The following is a 19,341-nucleotide window of genomic DNA, read 5'->3' as shown; positions in this document are numbered from 1 at the left end:
CCTGATCGGGGAAAACCCCCATGTACGCAACCCAGCCCCCCGCCCTGCCCACCCTGTGCGCCATCGAGCCGCCGCGCCGCGTCTGGCCCAGCCAGGGCCGCCGCGCGCCAAGCACCCCGGCAGCCCCGGCACTGAGCCTGGCCAGCAGCAATCCGCGGCCCAGCTACCAGGATATCTGGCCGCTGCTGCGCATTGCCTGACAGCACCGGCTACTTGGTGAGAATCAGCTTGTTCTGCCGGGTCAGGCGCAGGCTGTAGTAGCAGCCGTTGTGCTCGATCAACAGCGCCTGCGCCGCGCCGAGCAGCTCACGGCTGCTCAGGCAACGCGGCAGGCTGTTGACGGGCTCGGCCTGACGCAGCGCGGCAGACTGTTGTCGCTGGCGAGTAACGGGCATGCAGGCTTCCCTCAGGTCATTCCGGGACATAGATCATCGAGCCGTCCTTGAGGCGATAGGCCACCCCGGCCTTGGCACCTTCGCCCTGGCCGATCTCGCCACTGGCCTTGTAGTGCTGCAGGGTTTCACCCTGCTTGATCAGCACTTCCATGTTGGCCTCGCCGGGGTTCTTGATCAGCGTGTAGTCATCCTGGCTGAAGGCATTCACCGGGTTGTTGGCCACCGCCAGCAACAGTGCGGCGATGATCACCAGGAATACGTCGATCAGGTTGACCACCGAGAGAATCGGATCGTCGGCTTCCGCTTCCTCCAGCAGGCGCAGGCTCATCAGGCAGCCTCCGTAGCCAGCTCATGGGCTGCCGCGGCCAGCGGCTCGCTGGCGGCCAGGCCCTGGCTGCGCTGCGCCTGGCCGATCAGCACCAGCTCCTCGGCGTACCAGCGCCGACGCACATTGACGACCCAGTAGGTGAGCGACGCGGCCAGCAACGAGAGGATCACCGCGGAAAATGCCACCGTGAGGTTGTCGCTGACCTGCGCCAGCTCGCCACTGGCCAGCGACTTGAGCGCCGGGCCCATGGGGATCATGGTTGCCACCAGACCGAGCATCGGCGTCACGCGGGTCACGATACGCGGTGCTTCCAGGCGCTTGAAGGCCAGGGTTTCCAGCTCCACCGCGGTCATCGTCGGTGCGGCTCGCCAGCTCTGCAGCAGGTCGAAGGCCGGCGCCTGGCCGCGCCGCCGCTGACGGCTCTGCCAGAGGAAGGCGCCCAGCGCATAGAAGGCGTAGAAAAACATCAGCAGCACAGCCAGCAGCACCGGCAGCATGAACAGCTGGCTGGCACTGTACAGCGCACTCTCGATCATCAGTTGCAGGGACATCTAAACAGTCTCCGGGGGTCAGTAGGTCAGGGTTGGCAGGCGACGATACGCCTGGCGGAATGCACCGCCGGCCATGGCCAGCAGAATCAGCAACAGGCCGAGCAGCGCCGTGAAATCCAGCGGACTGGGCGACGCCTGGGGAGCCGGCTGTTCTTCCAGACGCGGTCCCTGCACCGTTTGCAAGGTGGCCTCCGCCTGTGCGCCAGCGTTTACCTCGGCTGCCGGAGCCGCCGCAGGCTGCAGGCCAAAACCCGCGGCCGCCGCGCCGAGGTATTCCTTGAAGCGCGCGTTATCGCTACGTACGTCATAACGCTCGGCCAAGGCCTGGTAACGCTCGGCGAGTTCCTGCAGGGTCTGTGCGTCGGTACTCCAGTACTCTTTGCGCGCGGCCTCCAGCAGGCGCTCGATCAACTGTGCCTGGGCATGCGGGTTGTGCTGTTCGAACCACTCATTGATCTGCAGCTGGTAGGTGTCGTCGACATAGACCTCCTTGTAGGCCTGCCACTGGTCGTCACGCACGGTTTCCGGCGCCGTCACCTCCCAGCCCCACAGGTTGTTGGCGCTGCCCAGCACTTCCAGGGTGCCGCTGTAGCCCTCTGCCTGAACCTGCTTGATCCAGCCGGGATGCAGGTAGCGGGTACGCAGGTCGCGGGCCAGGAAAGCGCCGGCGGTTTCACTGCGCGGGTTGTCGGCATCGCGCAGGTTGCTGATGTACAGCTCGGGTGAGCGGCCATCCAGATGACGCACCGCCAGGCCGATACCGCCCAGGTACTGGAAGGGATCATCGGTGGTGAGCATGCCGTAGAGGTTGGAGGAACGTGACAGTACGGCGCCCTGGACACCGCGCAGCTGCTCGGCATACAGGTTGACCTGGGCCTTTTCGCCCCAGCGCGCGCTGTCCGGGCCGTAGGCGAACTGCATACGCTCCAGATACAGCTGCGCCAGCTTGGCCTCGCCGCCGGCACGATCCTGCCCACCAGCGGACTGTTCGCCAAAGCTGTCACTGGCCAGGGTCGCCTCCTCCAGGCCGGTGCCATAGGCCCCGGACGCCGAGGAGAAGATCCGCGTACGCGCCGCCAGGCGCGCTTCCTCGGCCGACAGGCCGGCCGCGCGCAACTGCTGTTCGATCGCCGCGCTATTGGCCGCCAGGGCGTTGTCCGGTTCGTCCAGATCACTGGCCTGGGCGGCCGCCTGAGCCAGCCAGTGCATGACCTGGGGGAACTGGTCGCGGTACAGGCCGGTGGCGGAAATCACCGTATCCACCCGCGGACGCTTGAGCTCGCTGGCCGGGATCAGCTCGATACCGATCACCCGACCGCCGGCATCCCACTGTGGGCGGAAGCCCATCAGCGCCAGCACCTGGGCTTCCAGCAGGCCGAAGTGGCGCATGGTTTCCACCGACCACAGCGTGAAGGCCAGCTTGCGTGGATATTCCCCCTGGCTCTGGCGGTGCTGGTCGAGCAGGCGCTGAGCCGCCAGCTGCCCCGCTTGCCAGGCCTCGCGGGTGGGAATACGCGACGGATCGAAGCCATACAGGTTGCGTCCGGTAGGCAGGCTGTCGGGGTTCTTGATCGGGTCGCCACCATAGGAACTGGCGATATGCCGGCCCTGCAAGGCCTGGAAGTAGCCATGCAACTCCTGGTCGTTGGCCAGTTGCTGCCAGTACCTGCGGCCCTGCTCGAGCAACCCAGCAAGCGCCGGGTCACCCGTCCATGGCTGGCCCTGGCGCACATGCCGGTCCAACACCTGCCAGAGCGGCGTGCTCTTGAGCTGTGCATAGTCGACCAGTAGCAACTCTTCCGGATCATCTGGCGCCAGGGCCTGCAGCAAGGGCTTGCCGAGCATCTGCTGCACGGTGGACAGGCGCAGGTCGCTGTCCGCCGGCACGCCGAAGCGCGCCAGGCCAAGCGGTTGCTGTTGCAGGGCCAGGTCGTGCAGGTGCAGGTGCAGATCGTCGACCAGTGCCTGCATATCCAACCCCGGAGCGCTCAACTCGACGCCCAGGTCGAGGTCCAGCTTGAGTTCGCCGGCCAGCGCACGGATGCGCGCGGCCGTGGCGCTACGCACTTCGCCCGGCGTCATGGTCAGCCACTGGTGCAGCAGGTCGTGCAGCTCGTTGAGGCGGCCATGCAGGCCCGCCGGGCCGAACGACGGGGTGTTGTGACTGAGGATCAGTGCTCGTCCACGGCGCCTGGCCTGCAAGGCCTCACCGATGTTGTCGACGATGTACGGGTAGAGCACCGGAATGTCGCCGAGCACCAGGTAGGGATAGTCCAGCACATCCAGGCCGCGCTCCTTGCCCGGCTGCCATTCGGCACTGCCGTGGGTGCCGAAGTGCACCAGGGCATCGACCTTCTGCTGCTCACGCAGCCACAGGTAGGCCGCCAGGTAGCTGTGCGATGGCGGCGCCTTGGTGTCGTGGTACAGCGCACGCTCCCGGTCGTCGAGGCGCTCGCCCCGCGGCGGTTGCGGCATCAGCACGTGCTTGCCCAACTGCAGCCGGGGGATGACAAAGAAGGCCTGCGTGCCCTCGCGCAGTACCAGGCCGGCCTGTTCCGGCTCGCCCCAGCGCTGCACGATCTGCGTCTGCAGCGCGGCCGGCAGGCTGGCGAACCAGGCCCGATAATCGGCCAGCGGCAGGCGCCCGGCGCGGTCGCGCGCCAGCAGACCCGGCAACTGGTCATCGCGATAGAAGGGTGCCAGCAACCCGCTGAGCTCTTCGATCAGCTGCTGCTCGTCGAGCGTTTTCACGTCGTAGCCACGTTCGGCGTAGGCGGCCAGCAAAGCCTCCAGGCTGCGCGGCACATTGAGGAAGGACGCCCCGAGGTTCTTCTCCCCCGGCGGGTAGTTGTAGAACAACAACGCACTGCGCACCTCGGCCGGCGCCAGGCGCTGCAGGCGTGCCAGGCGCAGCGCCTTGTCCACCACCGCCTGCAGCTGGCGGTCGATGGGCAGGATGTCGCCATCCGCCTGGCGCGTGCTGGCAGCCACCAGCGGATCGATCAACCCGGCGTATTCAGCCTGTGCCAGGTAGAAGGGGATGTCGACCACCTCGATGCCCTGTGCATCGGCCTGCCAGTCGGCTTCCTCGCCAGCCCGGTAAGGCATGGCCTGCAGAACCGGCATGCCCAGCGCGTCGAACTCGGCCTTGCGGCCGTTGGCATTGAGCATGATCTGCATGTTGATCAGCACATCACCGCGCGGCTTGCCCTGGTAGGCCAGCAACTGGCTGATCTCGCCATTGCCCATGGCGCTGGTGTACATCGGCACCGCCAGGGCACCGGCGGCTTCCAGGCGGGCAATCGTCGCATCAATGAAGCCGGTCAGCCCGGCGTCCATGTAGGCCTTGTGAAACAGCACGCCGATCACCGGCGTCGCAGGCTGCAGACCAACCCCCTTCCAGCGCGCATAGCTGTCCAGGTCAGTGAACAGGCGTCCCTGGGCCTGCGGGTGGTAGATGGCAAACGGCGGGTGGATTTCCGGCGCGGCACAGTCCTGTGCCGTGCGTGCCTGCAGCTGCGCCGCCAGGCGACAGAAGAAGCCGGCAAAATTGCCGGGGCCGCCGTTGCTGTAGTAACGGTCCAGCTGCTCAACCAGTTCGCCAGGCAGCTGGTTGCTGCGGCTACCATCACGCCGCAACCACAGCCAGGGCAAGGCCTGCCCTTCCAGCAGCGGCGCGGCACGCTGCTGGGCGAGGGCCTGAGAAGCACCATAGGGCGCATCGATGATCAGCAGGTCATACTCGGCCAGCGCCTCGCGACTGGGCAGCAGGCCGGGCGCGTCGAGCATGCGGTAGTTGAGCTGCAAACCCGCCGCCTCGGCCAGCGGGCGCAGTTTCTCGAACTTGCCGGCCTGCACCGGGGCCGCGGCGAGAAACAGCAGGCGCTGTTCAGCTACGGCTGTCCCGCAGGACAGCAGCAGGCACAGCCAGCACAGGGCGAGGCGGCGCGGCGTGCACAGCCAGGAACGCCTGATCGCCCGGTACCACGGAAGTCTGTGCCGGATGCTCATCAGAAACTGGCCTCCAGCCCCAGCCACAAGGTACGCCCGTCTTCGACATAGCCGAACAGCTCGGACTTGTCCTCCAGGCGCAGGTCGCCGGCATTGTTCAGCCCGGCGCGCAGGGTCAGGTGCTCGTCGACCCGGTAACTGCCGCTCAGGTTGACCAGGCTGTAGGCGGGAGCACGCTTGAGCTGGCCGGCCGCATTCTGCAGCGTCTGCTGGCCGATGTATTGCCATTCCAGCTCAGCGCCCCAGGCCCCCTGCTGCCATGCCAGACTCGGCGTGGCACTGAACTCGGGACGCCCGGTGAGCTTGTCATCGCTGTCACGATCCCGCGCATCCAGCCAGGTCATGCTGCTGGCCAGGCTGAAACCGCCACCCAGCGCGCGGCGCAAGGCGACCTCCAGCCCGTCGATACGCGCCTCGGAAATATTGTCGTACTGATAGATGCTGCGCGGCCCGACCCTACGCAGCAGGTTGTAGTAGATGAGGTCCTTGATCTCGCTGCGGAACAGCGTAGCCGTGTAGGCACTCTGCTCATCCCGCCAGTCCGCGCCGATCTCCCAGGAGCGACTGGTTTCCGGCTGGATGTCGGCATTGCCGAGGAAGGTGTGCGGGCCTTCGGCACCGACATAGTTGGGGGAGATTTGCTTGAGGGTGGGCGCACGGAAGGCTTCACCATAGCCACCCTTGATAGTCAGCTCGGGGCTGGCCCGCCATACCAGGTAAGCACGCGGGCTGGACTCGCTGCCAAAGATCGCGTGGTGATCGAGGCGCGTACCCAGGGTCAGCGCCCAGTCATCGGCCAGGGCGATTTCGTCCTGCACATACAGCGCCTTGTGCAGAGCGCTGTCGGAGCCGCCGCTCAGACCGGCATTTTCCAGAAACTCTTCGCGACGCTCGGCACCCAGCGTCAGGCTGTGGCTGTCGCCCAGGGCAAACGCCAGGTTGCCGTCCCACACCCGGTCTTCCAGGCGCTGCGGGCGAGTGGGCGCGATGTTGTTGCTGCGCTTGTTGTTCACCTCGAACTCCGCCTCGCTGTAGCGCAGCTCGCTACGCAGTAGCGACCAGTCGGCCTGCCAGGTCAGCGCATCCTGGCGCCGCTGCAGATCGTAGGTATCCAGGTAGTAGGGACGAGCCGGCAGCCGGGTATTCTGCTCGTGACGCCGACGGGTTTCCTCGCTGCGCAGCATGTCCAGCTGCAGGCGCTGGCCTTCGCTGGGGGTAAAGCCCAGGCGCAGGTTGCCGCTCTGTCGGTCCTGCCCCTCGATATCGCTGGTCGCCTTGTTTTCCGGACGCGGCGTGGGCGCACGACGTCGATCTTCCACGCCCAGCGCCAGATCGAACCACTCGCCCAGCGGGCCACTGGCGCTGGCCGACATCTGATGGCCGTCGCCGGCCGGCCCCTCGCCCAGCTCACCTCGCACGCTGGCGCCGCCATGCCACTGCTGGCCACCCTTGCGCGTGATGATATTGATCACCCCACCCACTGCCTCGGAACCGTAGAGCGCTGACATCGGCCCGCGCACCACCTCGATACGCTCGATCTGCTCCATGGCGACCCAGCCGTACTGGTAGTCGGAATGACCAATGGTGTCGTCGGTGGAGGAAATACGCCGGCCATCGATCAGCACCAGGGTGTGCCGGTCTTCCGCACCACGGATGCTCAGGGTCTTGCGCCCGCCCACCTGGCGCCCGTTGAGGCTCAACCCAGGCACGCCACGCAGGGCTTCCAGCAGGTTGCCGGCACCACGCGCCTTGATCTGCTCGGCGGTGATCACACTCACCGAGGCCGGGGCATCGGCCAGGCTGTGCTCGCTGCGCGAAGCCGTGACGACCAGGGGATTGAGTTCAGTAACGGGGGCGGCCTGGGCCATGGACGCCATCAGACAAGCAAGGGTTAACGCCGGCTTACGCATATCCAACCTCGGGAGAACTGATTCGCGGCTGGCTTGGGCAACAGACCCTGGCTGGCTGGGGGAAAGCACCTGGATGCGGTTATCGCTTCAGGATCAATAACGGATGGCGAGATTAAATATAATTATTCTCATTTGCAATGCATTCGAATGCGACGCCCTGTCACAGGTTGAATTCGCCGCACAGGCCACTACGCTGAAAAGACCCTTGCCTGGAGTGCCCCGCATGTCCGACCATCGCACCTACAAGAAGATCGAGCTGGTTGGCAGCTCAAAGCTCAGCATCGAGGACGCCATCGGCAATGCCCTCGCCGAGTGTGCCAAGAGCGTGCGGCACATGGACTGGTTCGAGGTGGTGGAAACCCGCGGTCATATCGTTGACGGCAAGGTTGGCCATTATCAGGTTGCCCTCAAGGTCGGCTTCCGACTGGCCGACAGCTGATTACCTACCCAAGGAGCACCCCGATGCGCGCACTGATCATTGCCAGCAGCCTGTGCCTGCTCGCTGGCCAGGCCCTCGCCGCCGGCAAGGACTGCGAAGAACTCAAGGCGGAAATCGCCGCCAAGCTGGATGCCAAGGGCGTCACCGGCTACAGCCTGGAAATCGTTGCACAGGGCACGGTGATCGGCGCGCAGGTGGTCGGCCGCTGCGAAATGGGCAGCAAGGAAATCCTCTACGTCCGCCAGCCCTTCTAACCGACCAGGCTTGCGCGCACGCGGCGCCCCGGCTCAGAAGTTCCCGCAGCGCAGCACGCGGGCCTTCGCCAGCACCCGGCCCTCGGCATCGCGTAGCTGGCCGGCTACGCGATAGCCGCCATGCTGCCAGGCCTGCACCTGGTAGCGCTGGTCGGCGGCAAAGTCGGCATAGCGCAACTGCAATTCACAGGTTCGCCACTGTGGCTCACGCAGCTCGCCGCCACCGTGCTGCTCGAACTGAAAGCGCAGCAGCAGGCTGTGCGCTCCCGGAGACAGTTGGAAAAAGCGTCCATCCGCCACCCGCTGGCCGTCCAGGCGTTGCGCCATCAGCACTTCGCCAGGACGTGCCGCTACGCTGACCCAGGCCATGCCGGGCAGCGCCGGCGGCAGCGGGGCGGCACAGGCCTGCAGCAGCAGGGCGGGTACAACCAGCCGGGCAAGACGCCGCATGCGTATCAGCTCCCTTAGCGCCCCAGGTCTTCCAGCAGGTACTGGTCCTTGAGACGTACATAATTGTTGGCGCTGTAGCGGAAAAAGCCACGCTCCTGCTCGGTCAGCGCACGGGCCTGGCGTACCGGGTTACCCAGGTACAAAAAGCCACTGACCAGGCGCTTGCCTGGCGGCACCAGGCTGCCGGCGGCGATGATCACCTCGTCCTCGACCTGCGCACCGTCCATGATGATCGCGCCCATGCCCACCAGCACCCGGTCGCCCAGGGTGCAGCCGTGCAGGGTGACATTGTGGCCGACCGTGACGTCCTCGCCGACCTGCAGCGGCCAGCCCTGCGGATTGAATGGCCCAGCGTGGGTGATGTGCAGCACGCTGCCATCCTGCACGCTGCTGCGCGCGCCAATGCGGATTGGCTGCATGTCGCCACGAATCACCGCCTGTGGCCAGACCGAGCAGTCATCGCCCAATACCACGTCGCCCAGCACCACCGCGCTGGGGTCGACGAACACCCGCTCGCCCAGCTGCGGGGTCATGTCCTGAAATGTTCTGATGGCCACGATAGTGATCTCCAAAGTCAGTCGACCCAGGGTTTGTAATAAGATGCTGGCATTCCCAGGGCCGGTTGTCGCCGCCTGTCGGCAACTCCCGGTGATTCCGGCGTCCCTGCGCCGATACGATTCAAGGTGCCATCGTGACTGCGACCAACCCGCTGCTGCAAGACTTCGACCTGCCGCCCTATTCCCAGATCAAGCCCGAGCACGTCGAGCCGGCCATCGAGCAGATCCTCGCCGACAACCGTGCGGCCATCACCCGCCTGCTGCAAACCCAGCAGGCCCAGCCGAGCTGGGACGGCCTGGTGCTGGCGCTGGACGAGCTGCATGCGCGCCTGGGCCGCGCCTGGAGCCCGGTCAGCCACCTCAATGCCGTGTGCAACAGTGCCGAGCTGCGCGCCGCCTACGAGGCCTGCCTGCCCAAGCTGTCCGAGTACTGGACCGAGCTGGGCCAGAACCAGGCGCTCTGCCAAGCCTACAAGGCACTGGCGGGCAGCCCCGCGGCAGCCGGCTTCGAGGTGGCGCAGAAGACCATCCTCGAACATACGCTGCGCGACTTCCGCCTGTCCGGCATCGACCTGCCGCCGGCCGAGCAGCAGCGCTACGGCGAGATCCAGATGAAGCTCTCCGAGCTGACCAGCCGCTTCTCCAACCAGCTGCTCGACGCTACCCAGGCCTGGACCAAGGCGATCGCTGACGAGGCACAACTGGCCGGCCTGCCGGACTCGGCCAAGGCGCAGATGGCCCAGGCGGCCAAGGCCAAGGGCCTGGACGGCTGGCTGATCAGCCTGGAATTCCCCAGTTACTACGCGGTGATGACCTACGCCGACGACCGTGCTCTGCGCGAAGAGGTCTACACCGCCTACTGCACCCGCGCCTCCGACCAGGGGCCGAATGCCGGCCAGTTCGACAACGGCCCGCTGATGGAGCAGATTCTCGACCTGCGCCAGGAGCTGGCGCGCCTGCTCGGCTTCGCCCACTACGGCGAGCTGTCCCTGGCCAGCAAGATGGCCGACTCCACCGAGCAGGTGCTGCACTTCCTGCGTGACCTGGCGGTGCGCAGCAAGCCCTTCGCCCAGCGCGACCTCGATGAGCTGCGCGCCTTCGCCGCCGAACAGGGCTGCGCGGACCTTGCCAGCTGGGACACCGGCTACTACGCCGAGAAGTTGCGCCAGAGCCGCTACAGCCTTTCCCAGGAGCAGGTGCGCGCCTGGTTCCCGATCGACAAGGTACTCTCCGGCCTGTTCGCCATCGTGCAGCAGCTCTATGGCATCGAGATCCATGAACTTAAGGATTTCGACACCTGGCACCCGGATGTACGGCTGTTCGAGATCCGCGAGAACGGTGCGCACGTCGGACGCTTCTTCTTCGACCTCTACGCCCGCGCCAACAAGCGCGGCGGCGCCTGGATGGATGGCGCGCGCGACAAGCGCCGCTCGGCGCAGGGTGAACTGATCAGCCCGGTGGCCAACCTGGTGTGCAACTTCACCCCCGCAGTGCAAGGCCAGCCGGCGCTGCTGACCCACGACGAGGTCACCACGCTGTTCCATGAGTTCGGCCACGGCCTGCACCACCTGCTGACCCGTATCGAACATGCCGGCGTGTCCGGCATCAACGGCGTGGCCTGGGATGCCGTCGAGTTGCCCAGTCAGTTCATGGAAAACTGGTGCTGGGAGCCCGAGGGCCTGGCGCTGATCTCCGGCCACTTCGAAACGGGCGAGCCGCTGCCCAAGGACCTGCTGGACAAGATGCTGGCGGCGAAGAACTTCCAGTCCGGGCTGATGATGGTGCGCCAGCTGGAGTTCTCGCTGTTCGACTTCGAGTTGCATGCCACGCACGGCGATGGCCGCAGCGTACTGCAGGTGCTGGAGAGCGTACGTGATCAGGTAGCGGTGATGCGCCCGCCGGCCTTCAACCGCTTCGCCAACAGCTTCGCGCACATCTTCGCCGGCGGTTACGCGGCGGGTTACTACAGCTACAAATGGGCCGAGGTACTGTCGGCCGACGCCTTCTCGCTGTTCGAGGAACAGGGCGTGCTCAACCCCGAGACCGGCCGCGCCTTCCGTGAGGCGATCCTGGCGCGTGGCGGCTCCCGGGAATCCATGCAGCTGTTCGTCGACTTCCGCGGCCGCGAGCCGAGCATCGACGCGTTGCTGCGCCACAGTGGGCTGGAGGAGCAAGCCGCATGAACGAGGCGCAGATCAAGAAACAGTTCATCGCCGGGGCGGTATGCCCGGCCTGTAGCGCCATGGACACCATCAAGATGTGGACGCTGGACGACACACCGCACCGTGAATGCGTGGCCTGTGGCTTCAGCGACACCCTGGATGCCCAGGGCAATTCGGTACCCAACGAGCTGCCCACCCGGGTCAGTCGTCCGGCACCCAGCAAACCCTTGAGCCAGGGGCAGACCCTGCAGTTCTTCCCCAATCCCAAGCTGAACAAGCCTGGCTGATCGCTCAGGCGGCAGCCAGCTGCATATCCAGCCCCAGCTGCTGGAGCAAACAGGGCCACTGCCGCCAGACCGACTCCACCTGTGCCGTGCCCGGCTCACTGGCGGCGCTGAAGGCACCAGCCAACACGCCTGGCAAGACTTCGTCGAGCAAGGCATCCAGCTGGTTGGCGAAGGACTCGCCGATCAACTGGTGGGCCAGCAGGTTGGCGCGGGTGGTATCGAGGGTCAGCAACGGCTCAGCAAAGCAGGCGATGTAACGGTCATTCAGCTCTTCGACCAGCCGATGGGCCAGGTAGGCTTCGTCGAGCAGTTCGGCGAGCAACGACTGGCCTTGCATCAAGGCGGGCGGGCGCACAAAGAACTGGCTGGCCGCACACAACAGCGGCGCCAGCGCGGCGCGGCGCCCCGTCCGCCGGGCCATCTCGGCGACGCTGTCGAGCAGCTCGGGTACTGCGCGTACGTAACCTTCGACAAAGCCCTGCAGGGCCTGAACGGTGCCGCCCGTGCAGCGCAGGCTGCGGTGCAGGCCGGGCAAGGCCTGCAGGTGAGCGGCCAACAGGCCATCCCGCTGCTCCAGCAGCAGGGCCTGTTCAATCAGCGAACGCAAGGCAGCGGTATTCATCATGTCTCCCAACCATAGGCAGTCGCCCTAAACCTTAGCCGGTTTTTCCTGCCGACAAAGACAGCTTTGTCATAATTGCCCGCTATCCTGGCGTGCGCTGGCTATAACCTGCTCGCGCCATCAGGCCAGTGACAGCAGGCCACAGGCACAAAGCCCGGTCGGCTGGTAAAGTGCCGCTTTCCCTGTTCATTACGCAGCCAGACCATGACCCGCACCCATAAGATCGCCCTCGTGATTGCCGCCACGCTGACCCTGCTGGTCGGTTTGGCCCTGTTTCAGGCCGCCCGCCAGGCCGCCAGTCACCCTGACAAGGGCGCACTGAATGCGGCGGGGATCATCCTGCTGCCGCAAAGTCGCGCCTGGCCGAACCTGCCGCTGCTCGACCAGCACGGCGAAGTGCTACCGGTCAGCCGCCTGCAGGGCAAATGGACCCTGGTGTTCTTTGGCTACACCTTCTGCCCGGATATCTGCCCGACCACCCTGGCCGAGTTGCGCCAGCTGCTCGGCAGCCTGCCCGCCGAGCAGCGCCAGCAGGTTCAGGTGCTGATGGTCAGCGTCGATCCGCAGCGTGATACCCCCCAGCAGCTGCGCGACTACCTGGCCTATTTCGATCCCGACTATATCGGCCTGACCGGCCAGCTCGACGATATCCAGCAACTGGCCAACGCCTTGAGCATCCCCTTCATTCCCGGCGACAGCAGCCAGGAAAACTACACCGTGGACCACAGCGGCAACCTGGCCTTGCTCGGCCCGGACGGCCGCCAGCAGGGCTTCATCCGGGCGCCGCTAAACCTCGCCCAGCTGCAGCAGCAACTGCCCAAATTGCTGCAGCGCCAGCCCTGAAGTTTGCAATTTATTGCACAGAAGTCCCCCTGAGCAGGCCACCCCCACGAACCAGGCGCCCCGTTATGCGGGGCGCACGAGCGCAACAACCTCTCGCATTGTTTGACATTTTTTACATCACTGGCAGACTGGCCACAGGGCAGTGTCATGGCCAGAGGGGCTGGCACGCCCGTTACAGGCACGGCATCGCTACCCTGCGGTCGGCCTGCACAAGCAACGGCAGCTACCCGCTGCCCCAAGGTGATGTATGTCCAATAACAAGATCGCAAACAGCTCCACCAGCGCCCGCAAGCCGGTGGTGCTGATGTCCATGGGCGCTCAGGAGCGCAAAGGCCACGCCTACCAGGTGATGACCCACAAATACATCATGCCGCTGGTGGAAATCGCCGGCTGCATCCCCCTGCTGACGCCGACCTGTTGCGGCAGCGATGACATCGAGCAGTACCTGGACATGGTCGACGGCGTCTACCTGACCGGTGCCGGCTCAAACATCGACCCCAGCCTGTATGGGCAAGACAACCTAACCCCGGAAAAGCCGCAAGACCGCGACCGCGACCTGTTCGACCTGCCGCTGATCCATGCGGCCCTGCGCCGTGGCCTGCCGCTGTTCGCCATCTGCCGTGGCATGCAGGAGCTCAATGTGGCGCTCGGCGGCGATATCCACCAGAAGCTCTACAGCGTGCCGGGCTGCAACGATCATCGGGAAAACCCGGAAGACCCGGTGGCCGTGCAATACGCTGCCAGCCACGCCATCCACTGCGTGCCGGGGAGCTGGCTGGCCGAACTGCTGGGCGAGGAGGAGATTGCCGTCAACTCCCTGCATGGCCAGGGCATCCGTACCCTGGGGCGCGGCGTCGCGCCGCTGGCCCATGCCCCGGACGGCGTGATCGAGGCCATTCACCTGCCGGAGCAGGCGCAGTTCACCCTGGGCGTGCAATGGCACCCGGAATGGCAGGCTGCCAGCAACCCGCAATCCGTGGCCATCTTCCAGGCGTTTGGCCAGGCCTGCCGGCAGTTCAGCGCGCAGCGCTAACAGGGCGTTGAAAAGCTACCGGCGTTTTGCAACGGCCGGTAACGCTCAGCCCTCGAACCACTGGTGACCGCTGCGCTCGAGCAGGCTGTCGGCCTGCTCCGGGCCGTTGCGACCAGCCGGATAGGGACGCGGGCTCTGGTAGTACTGCTGCCAGCCATCCAGGATCGGATCGACCCAGGCCCAGGCCGCTTCAACCTCGTCACGGCGCATGAACAGCGTCGAGTCACCTTCGATGACGTCCAGCAGCAGGCGCTCATAGGCATCCCAGCGACGCTTCTGCGGAAATACCTGGGCCAGGTTGAGATCCAGCTCCATGGCCGTCAGGCGCATGCCCTTGCCGGGGCTCTTGCCCATCAGCTGCAGGCTGATGCGCTCCTCCGGTTGCAGGCGGATGACCAGGCAGTTGGCCTGGTCATTGTCGAACAGGCGCTGCGGCACCGGCTTGAACTGGATGACGATCTGCGAGCACTTTCTGGCCATGCGCTTGCCGGTGCGCAAGTAGAAGGGCACGCCCGCCCAGCGCCAGTTGTCGATCTCCGCGCGCAGCGCGACGAACGTCTCGGTGTCGCTGTCGTTGTCCACCTGCTTCTCGAAGTAATAGGCCGGCACGTCCTGGCCGGCGATCTGCCCGGCGACATACTGGCCACGCACCGTACGATCCTGCACATCCAGACCGCTGATCGGCCGTAATGCCTGGAGGATACGTACCTTCTCGTTGCGCACCGATTCCGCGTCAAAGCGCATCGGCGCTTCCATGGCCACCAGGCACAGCAACTGCAGCAAATGATTCTGCAGCATGTCGCGCATGGCTCCGGCGCGGTCGTAATAGGCACCACGATTTTCCACACCGAGGGTTTCGTTGACGCTGATCTGCACGTGCTCGATGTGCCCGCTGCGCCACACCGGCTCGAACAGCGCATTGGCAAAACGCAGCGCCATCAGGTTCTGCACGGTTTCCTTGCCCAGGTAATGGTCGATACGAAATACCTGTGCTTCGCTGAACACCCGGCCGATGGTCGCGTTGATGGCCTGAGCCGAAGCCAGCGAATGGCCGATGGGTTTTTCCAGCACGATGCGGCTCCGCGCGTCGGCCAGCCCGGCCGTGGCCAGGTACTCGGCGATCGCCGCAAACAGCGCCGGGGCGGTAGCCAGGTAGAAGATGCGCAGACGTCCCGCCGGGTTGCCGAGTAGACGCGCCAGGCGGCCGTACTCGGCACTTTGCGCGGCATCCATGGCCAGGTAGTCGAGACGCTCGGCAAAGCCTTGCCAGCTGTCACTGGTGAAATCGGCCCGCGCCACCTGCGCCCGGCAATGCCGTTCGGCCAGTGCCTGGTACTGGCTACGCTGCAGCGGGCTGCGCGCCACCGCGATGATGCGCATGTCGGCGGCCAGACGGCCATCACGATGCAGGTGGTACAGCGCCGGCAGCAACTTGTGCAGGGCCAGGTCACCACTACCGCCAAATACCAGCATGTCGCAGGAAAGGGTCAAGGCCGATCTCCACAAGAAATTACGCAATCACGACATAAAAGGTGGCCAGCGCACACCCTGGGAGCAGCGGCCGGTGCGCTGGCAGCTGCTATGTAGTATAACTACATGAACACTACATTCCTGCCCCTCCTTTAGCCGAGCCGCCGCCTGTGAACCTGTTGCAACACATCGCCCAATCCCGCCATCTGCTGCGCAAGTCGGAGCTCAAGGTGGCCGATCATGTGCTGGCCGATCCGGCCGCGGTGATGCACAGCTCCATGGCCGACCTGGCCGGCGCGGTGGGCATCAGCGAGCCGACCATCGTACGCTTCTGCCGGGCCATCGGCTGCAGCGGTTTCCAGGACCTCAAGCTCAAGCTGGCCCAGAGCCTGGCTGCCGGGGCCAGTTTTGGCCAGTTCGCGATCAGCGAAGAAGATTCGGTGGCCGACTTCAGCCTGAAGATCTTCGACACCACCCTGCACACCCTGATGGAGGTCCGCGAGCGCCTGGACAGCGCCGCACTGAGCCGGGCCATCAATGCCGTGGCGGCGGCCAAGCGGGTGGAGTTCTACGGCTTCGGCGCGTCCGGGGCAGTGGCTGCCGATGCGCAGCACAAGTTCTTCCGCCTGCTGCTCAGCGCCGCCGCCTATTCCGACCCGCACATGCAGGCGATGTCCGCGGTCACCCTGCAACCGGGCGACGTCGCCATCTGCATCTCCCAGTCGGGGCGCTCCAAGGACCTGCTGATCACCGCCAATCTGGTACGCGATTCCGGCGCCACACTGATCACCCTGTGTCCAGGGCAAACCCCGCTGGCTGACCTGGCCGACATCAACCTGGCCATCGACGTGCAGGAAGACACCGAGATCTACACACCGCTGACCTCGCGGATTGCCCATCTGGTGGTGATCGACGTGCTGGCCATGGGCGTCGCCATGGCGCGCGGCCCGGACCTGGTCAACCACCTCAAGAGCGTCAAGCGCAGCCTGCGCAGCCTGCGCCTGTCACCCAAGGCGCACAAGCACAACGAGGATTGAAACAACCCGCTTCACGGCAAATTCATCAGCGCGTTGCCAAACTGTCATGGCCAATGCGACAGGCTACAGGCTCCTGCCACGCGCTATGGAGCCGCATGATGAACGATCCGCAGGCAAACCCGCCGCTCGACAGCAAGACCCGCCGCAAACTGGAAGACCAGCGCCGCATGGCTTTTCGCAGAGCCATCGAGGAACGTTCGGAAAGTCGCCGACTGGCCGCCGAGTACAGCCTCGACGCGGAGCAGCTGGCCAGCCACTACCTGGACAACAGCCGTCGCCGCGCCTGAGTCAGGCGCCCGGGACGAAATGCTTTTGTGCAGTGCCGCGGGCAATCAGGCGTGACAGGTAGTCGAGCTTCTGCGGATCGCGGTCGACGAAGCGAAAGACCAGCACCAACCACTCGCTGTCCGGCTTGGCCTCCATGGCTGCGATCGAATGCAGGTAGCCATTGAGGCGAGCCACTTCGCCGCCCTCGCCCTGCTCCAGATCGAGCACGGCGCTTTCCAGCACCTGCGGCAACAGCTCGGCACGACGCACCACCAGCTGTGCATCCTTGAGGCTGAGCGCCTTGATCACACAGCCCATGCTGCCATTGGCCAGGCGCAGCTGGCCCTGGCCACGTCCGCCAGGCGCCTGCGCAGCGGCGCGTGGCGCGGCTGCTGGGCGACTCGCCGGCGCCGGCGCAGGCGCTGCTGCTGGCGCCGACTTGACCACCTCGGCCTTGCCGCCGGTCAGTGCATTCAATGAGTCATTGGCAAAGGCACCGGCGCTGTTGATGCGCTGTGGCGTCGGCGCACTGAGCTGGGCGAGCTTGCCGGTACGGCTCAACGCCTTCTTGACCTTGGTCACCAACTGGTCGTTGGAAAAGGGCTTGCCGATATAGTCAGAGACCCCAGCCTGGATGGCCTGCACCACGTTTTCCTTGTCGCCGCGGCTGGTCACCATGATGAAGGGCGTGCCCTTGTGAGCCTCCTCGCCACGGCACCAGCTAAGCAGCTCGAGGCCGGACATCTCCGGCATTTCCCAGTCACAAAGGATCAAGTCGACCGCCTGGCGATTGAGCAGCTGCTGGGCCTTGCGCCCGTTCACCGCCTCCTCCAGCTGGATGCCAGGGAAGTGATCACGCAGACCTTTCTTCACCAGGTCGCGGATAAAGGTGGCATCGTCTACCACCAGCACACTGACTTTGCTCATCGATCACTCCTTGCAGAATGCCTCTAAGCATAGCCGGCCCACGCCCCGCTTGGGCAAATTGTCGTGCGCCCAGTCTGCCGGGCGCACCGATTACTCAGCCGCGTCGCTGCCGCGGCGTGCCAGGCCGCTGTGCCGCACATCGGTGCCGCGTACCAGGTAGATCACCAGCTCGGCGATATTGCGCGCATGGTCGCCGATACGCTCCAGCGAACGCAGCGCCCAGATCACACTGAGCACACGGGAGATCGAGCGCGGGTCTTCCATCATGTAGGTGACCAGCTCACGCAGCGCACTCTTGTACTCGCGGTCGATCTGCTTGTCGTATTGCGCCACCGACAGGGCCAGGTCGGCATCGAAGCGGGCAAAGGCATCCAGTGCCTCACGAACCATCTTGCGCACCTGGTCACCGATATGCCGCACTTCGACATAGCCTTTGGGGGCCTCGCCTTCCTCGCACAACTGGATGGCGCGCTTGGCGATCTTGGTGGCTTCATCACCGATGCGCTCGATATCGATCACCGACTTGGAGATGCTGATGATCAGCCGCAGGTCGGAGGCGGCCGGCTGGCGACGGGCCAGAATGCGCACGCATTCCTCGTCAATCGACGATTCCATCTGGTTAATCTGCTGGTCGATTTCGCGCACCTGCTGGGCCAGGCCGGAGTCAGCCTCGATCAGCGAGGTCACCGCGTCATTCACCTGTTTTTCCACCAGCCCGCCCATGGCCAGCAGGTGGCTGCGTACCTCTTCCAGCTCGGCGTTGAACTGGGCGGAGATGTGTTGCGTGAGGTTGTCTTTGTTGATCATGTAAAAGCTCCGAAAAACCGCTGAAGGCTGAAGGCTGGACGAAAAGGCCGCTCGTTCAGCCTTCAGCCTCCAGCACTGTCAATCGTCTTTTCCGCTGTTTAGCCGTAACGACCGGTAATGTAGTCCTCGGTCTGCTTCTTCGCCGGGTTGGTGAACAACGTGTCGGTGTCGCCAAATTCGATCAGTTTGCCCATGTACATGAAGGCGGTGTAGTCGGAAACCCGCGCGGCCTGCTGCATGTTGTGGGTAACGATGACGATGGTGTACTTGCTCTTCAGCTCGTAGATCAGCTCTTCCACCTTGAGGGTGGAGATCGGGTCCAGCGCCGAGCAGGGTTCGTCGAGCAGCAACACTTCCGGCTGCACCGCCACGGTACGCGCGATCACCAGACGCTGCTGCTGGCCACCGGACAGGCCGAGGGCCGAGTCATGCAGGCGGTCCTTCACTTCGTCCCACAGCGCCGCGCTCTTCAGTGCCCACTCCACCGCCTCGTCGAGCACGCGCTTCTGCTTGATGCCCTGGATACGCAGGCCATAGACCACGTTCTCGTAGATGCTCTTGGGGAACGGATTGGGCTTCTGGAACACCATGCCCACGCGGCGGCGCAGCTCGGCGACGTCCTCGCCCTTGCGGTAGATATCCCGACCATCGATGTTGATCGCACCTTCCACGCGGCAACCATCGACCAGGTCGTTCATGCGGTTGAAGGTACGCAGCAGGGTCGACTTGCCGCAGCCGGACGGGCCGATGAAAGCGGTCACCCGCTGCTTGGGAATATTCAGCTGGACATCGAACAGCGCCTGCTTGTCGCCGTAGTACAGGTTAAGGCCCGGCACTTCGATCGCCGTGGTCTCGTCCGCCAGGCTCAGGCCCTGCTTGCTGCGACCGAGGGCCGCCATGTCGATGCCGTGGGTATGGGTGTCATGTTGCATAAAATTCTCCGTGATCCGCTGGAGGCTTCAGGCCAGAGGCTGGACAAAATCGTCCAGCA

At 65.0% G+C, this 19,341-nt stretch carries 21 protein-coding genes; 9 read left to right on the top strand and 12 right to left on the bottom strand.

What is annotated here, in order from left to right:
* Nucleotides 1-20 precede the first annotated feature (20 nt).
* Nucleotides 21-200, top strand: coding sequence for a hypothetical protein (locus tag CFY91_RS11710; RefSeq protein ID WP_093986549.1), 180 nt, complete (start codon nucleotides 21-23; stop codon nucleotides 198-200).
* 9 nt (nucleotides 201-209) lie between these two features.
* Here CFY91_RS11710 and hemP read toward each other — a convergent pair whose 3' ends face one another.
* The 5 genes from hemP to CFY91_RS11685 are packed head-to-tail and all read right to left on the bottom strand — an operon-like array spanning nucleotide 210 to nucleotide 7,153.
* Entirely contained in the window at nucleotides 210-395 is a 186-nt protein-coding gene (hemP, locus tag CFY91_RS11705; RefSeq protein WP_106408252.1) for a hemin uptake protein HemP, read from the bottom strand.
* Nucleotides 396-411: 16 nt separating this feature from the next.
* Nucleotides 412-717 (bottom strand): DUF2149 domain-containing protein, encoded by a 306-nt coding sequence (locus tag CFY91_RS11700; RefSeq protein WP_207759394.1) that lies wholly within the window; start codon nucleotides 715-717, stop codon nucleotides 412-414.
* Nucleotides 718-722: 5 nt separating this feature from the next.
* Nucleotides 723-1,274: a MotA/TolQ/ExbB proton channel family protein gene (locus tag CFY91_RS11695; protein WP_093986546.1), complete on the bottom strand. Its 552-nt coding sequence runs from the start codon at nucleotides 1,272-1,274 to the stop codon at nucleotides 723-725.
* 18 nt (nucleotides 1,275-1,292) lie between these two features.
* Entirely contained in the window at nucleotides 1,293-5,285 is a 3,993-nt protein-coding gene (cobN, locus tag CFY91_RS11690) for a cobaltochelatase subunit CobN (protein ID WP_093986545.1), read from the bottom strand.
* Complete coding sequence (locus CFY91_RS11685; protein WP_229727143.1) at nucleotides 5,285-7,153, bottom strand: TonB-dependent receptor plug domain-containing protein; 1,869 nt, start codon at nucleotides 7,151-7,153, stop codon at nucleotides 5,285-5,287. The genes cobN and CFY91_RS11685 overlap by 1 nt, the downstream gene beginning before the upstream one ends.
* A gap of 265 nt (nucleotides 7,154-7,418) precedes the next feature.
* On the opposite strand from CFY91_RS11685, the gene CFY91_RS11680 reads away from it, so the two are divergent.
* Together CFY91_RS11680 and CFY91_RS11675 are read left to right on the top strand one after the other, a co-directional pair.
* Nucleotides 7,419-7,634 carry a dodecin gene (locus CFY91_RS11680; protein WP_093986543.1) on the top strand — a complete coding sequence of 72 codons (216 nt, stop codon included), beginning with the start codon at nucleotides 7,419-7,421 and terminating at the stop codon, nucleotides 7,632-7,634.
* A gap of 23 nt (nucleotides 7,635-7,657) precedes the next feature.
* A complete protein-coding gene (locus tag CFY91_RS11675; RefSeq protein WP_093986542.1) occupies nucleotides 7,658-7,888 on the top strand; it encodes a DUF1161 domain-containing protein in 231 nt (76 codons plus the stop codon).
* Between the two features lie 33 nt (nucleotides 7,889-7,921).
* On the opposite strand, the gene CFY91_RS11670 is transcribed toward CFY91_RS11675, so the two are convergent.
* Both CFY91_RS11670 and CFY91_RS11665 read right to left on the bottom strand, forming a co-directional pair.
* Complete coding sequence (locus CFY91_RS11670) at nucleotides 7,922-8,338, bottom strand: PA0061/PA0062 family lipoprotein (protein WP_093986541.1); 417 nt, start codon at nucleotides 8,336-8,338, stop codon at nucleotides 7,922-7,924.
* 14 nt (nucleotides 8,339-8,352) lie between these two features.
* Complete coding sequence (locus CFY91_RS11665; RefSeq protein ID WP_093986540.1) at nucleotides 8,353-8,895, bottom strand: gamma carbonic anhydrase family protein; 543 nt, start codon at nucleotides 8,893-8,895, stop codon at nucleotides 8,353-8,355.
* Between the two features lie 134 nt (nucleotides 8,896-9,029).
* Between CFY91_RS11665 and prlC the strand changes: the two genes are divergently transcribed.
* A complete protein-coding gene (gene prlC, locus CFY91_RS11660; RefSeq protein WP_093986539.1) occupies nucleotides 9,030-11,078 on the top strand; it encodes an oligopeptidase A in 2,049 nt (682 codons plus the stop codon).
* Nucleotides 11,075-11,344: a YheV family putative zinc ribbon protein gene (locus CFY91_RS11655; RefSeq protein WP_093986538.1), complete on the top strand. Its 270-nt coding sequence runs from the start codon at nucleotides 11,075-11,077 to the stop codon at nucleotides 11,342-11,344. Before prlC ends, CFY91_RS11655 begins: the two co-directional genes overlap by 4 nt.
* A 4-nt stretch (nucleotides 11,345-11,348) precedes the next feature.
* On the opposite strand, the gene CFY91_RS11650 is transcribed toward CFY91_RS11655, so the two are convergent.
* A complete protein-coding gene (locus tag CFY91_RS11650) occupies nucleotides 11,349-11,966 on the bottom strand; it encodes a hypothetical protein (RefSeq protein WP_093986559.1) in 618 nt (205 codons plus the stop codon).
* Between the two features lie 204 nt (nucleotides 11,967-12,170).
* Here CFY91_RS11650 and CFY91_RS11645 point away from each other — a divergent pair, with 204 nt between their 5' ends.
* Together CFY91_RS11645 and CFY91_RS11640 are read left to right on the top strand one after the other, a co-directional pair.
* Nucleotides 12,171-12,809: an SCO family protein gene (locus tag CFY91_RS11645; RefSeq protein WP_093986537.1), complete on the top strand. Its 639-nt coding sequence runs from the start codon at nucleotides 12,171-12,173 to the stop codon at nucleotides 12,807-12,809.
* A gap of 247 nt (nucleotides 12,810-13,056) precedes the next feature.
* Nucleotides 13,057-13,842, top strand: coding sequence for a gamma-glutamyl-gamma-aminobutyrate hydrolase family protein (locus CFY91_RS11640; RefSeq protein ID WP_093986536.1), 786 nt, complete (start codon nucleotides 13,057-13,059; stop codon nucleotides 13,840-13,842).
* Between the two features lie 45 nt (nucleotides 13,843-13,887).
* Here the strand turns inward: CFY91_RS11640 and zwf are convergent, their stop codons facing one another.
* Nucleotides 13,888-15,315 (bottom strand): glucose-6-phosphate dehydrogenase, encoded by a 1,428-nt coding sequence (zwf, locus tag CFY91_RS11635; RefSeq protein ID WP_229727155.1) that lies wholly within the window; start codon nucleotides 15,313-15,315, stop codon nucleotides 13,888-13,890.
* Between the two features lie 167 nt (nucleotides 15,316-15,482).
* On the opposite strand from zwf, the gene hexR reads away from it, so the two are divergent.
* Nucleotides 15,483-16,349, top strand: a complete 867-nt coding sequence (gene hexR / locus CFY91_RS11630; protein WP_093986534.1) for a transcriptional regulator HexR — start codon at nucleotides 15,483-15,485, stop codon at nucleotides 16,347-16,349.
* 95 nt (nucleotides 16,350-16,444) lie between these two features.
* Nucleotides 16,445-16,636, top strand: coding sequence for a PA3496 family putative envelope integrity protein (locus tag CFY91_RS11625; RefSeq protein WP_093986533.1), 192 nt, complete (start codon nucleotides 16,445-16,447; stop codon nucleotides 16,634-16,636).
* A 1-nt stretch (nucleotide 16,637) separates the two neighbouring features.
* On the opposite strand, the gene CFY91_RS11620 is transcribed toward CFY91_RS11625, so the two are convergent.
* The 3 genes from CFY91_RS11620 to pstB all read right to left on the bottom strand — a co-directional run bounded on the left by CFY91_RS11620 (nucleotide 16,638) and on the right by pstB (nucleotide 19,282).
* Nucleotides 16,638-17,543 carry a response regulator gene (locus CFY91_RS11620; protein WP_093986532.1) on the bottom strand — a complete coding sequence of 302 codons (906 nt, stop codon included), beginning with the start codon at nucleotides 17,541-17,543 and terminating at the stop codon, nucleotides 16,638-16,640.
* A gap of 90 nt (nucleotides 17,544-17,633) precedes the next feature.
* Entirely contained in the window at nucleotides 17,634-18,350 is a 717-nt protein-coding gene (gene phoU / locus CFY91_RS11615; protein WP_093986531.1) for a phosphate signaling complex protein PhoU, read from the bottom strand.
* 98 nt (nucleotides 18,351-18,448) lie between these two features.
* Entirely contained in the window at nucleotides 18,449-19,282 is an 834-nt protein-coding gene (pstB, locus tag CFY91_RS11610; protein WP_093986530.1) for a phosphate ABC transporter ATP-binding protein PstB, read from the bottom strand.
* Nucleotides 19,283-19,341 lie beyond the last annotated feature (59 nt).

The organism is Pseudomonas fluvialis (genome assembly GCF_002234375.1).
Lineage (GTDB): Bacteria > Pseudomonadota > Gammaproteobacteria > Pseudomonadales > Pseudomonadaceae > Aquipseudomonas > Aquipseudomonas fluvialis.
This window is presented reverse-complemented; position numbering and strand designations above follow the sequence as displayed.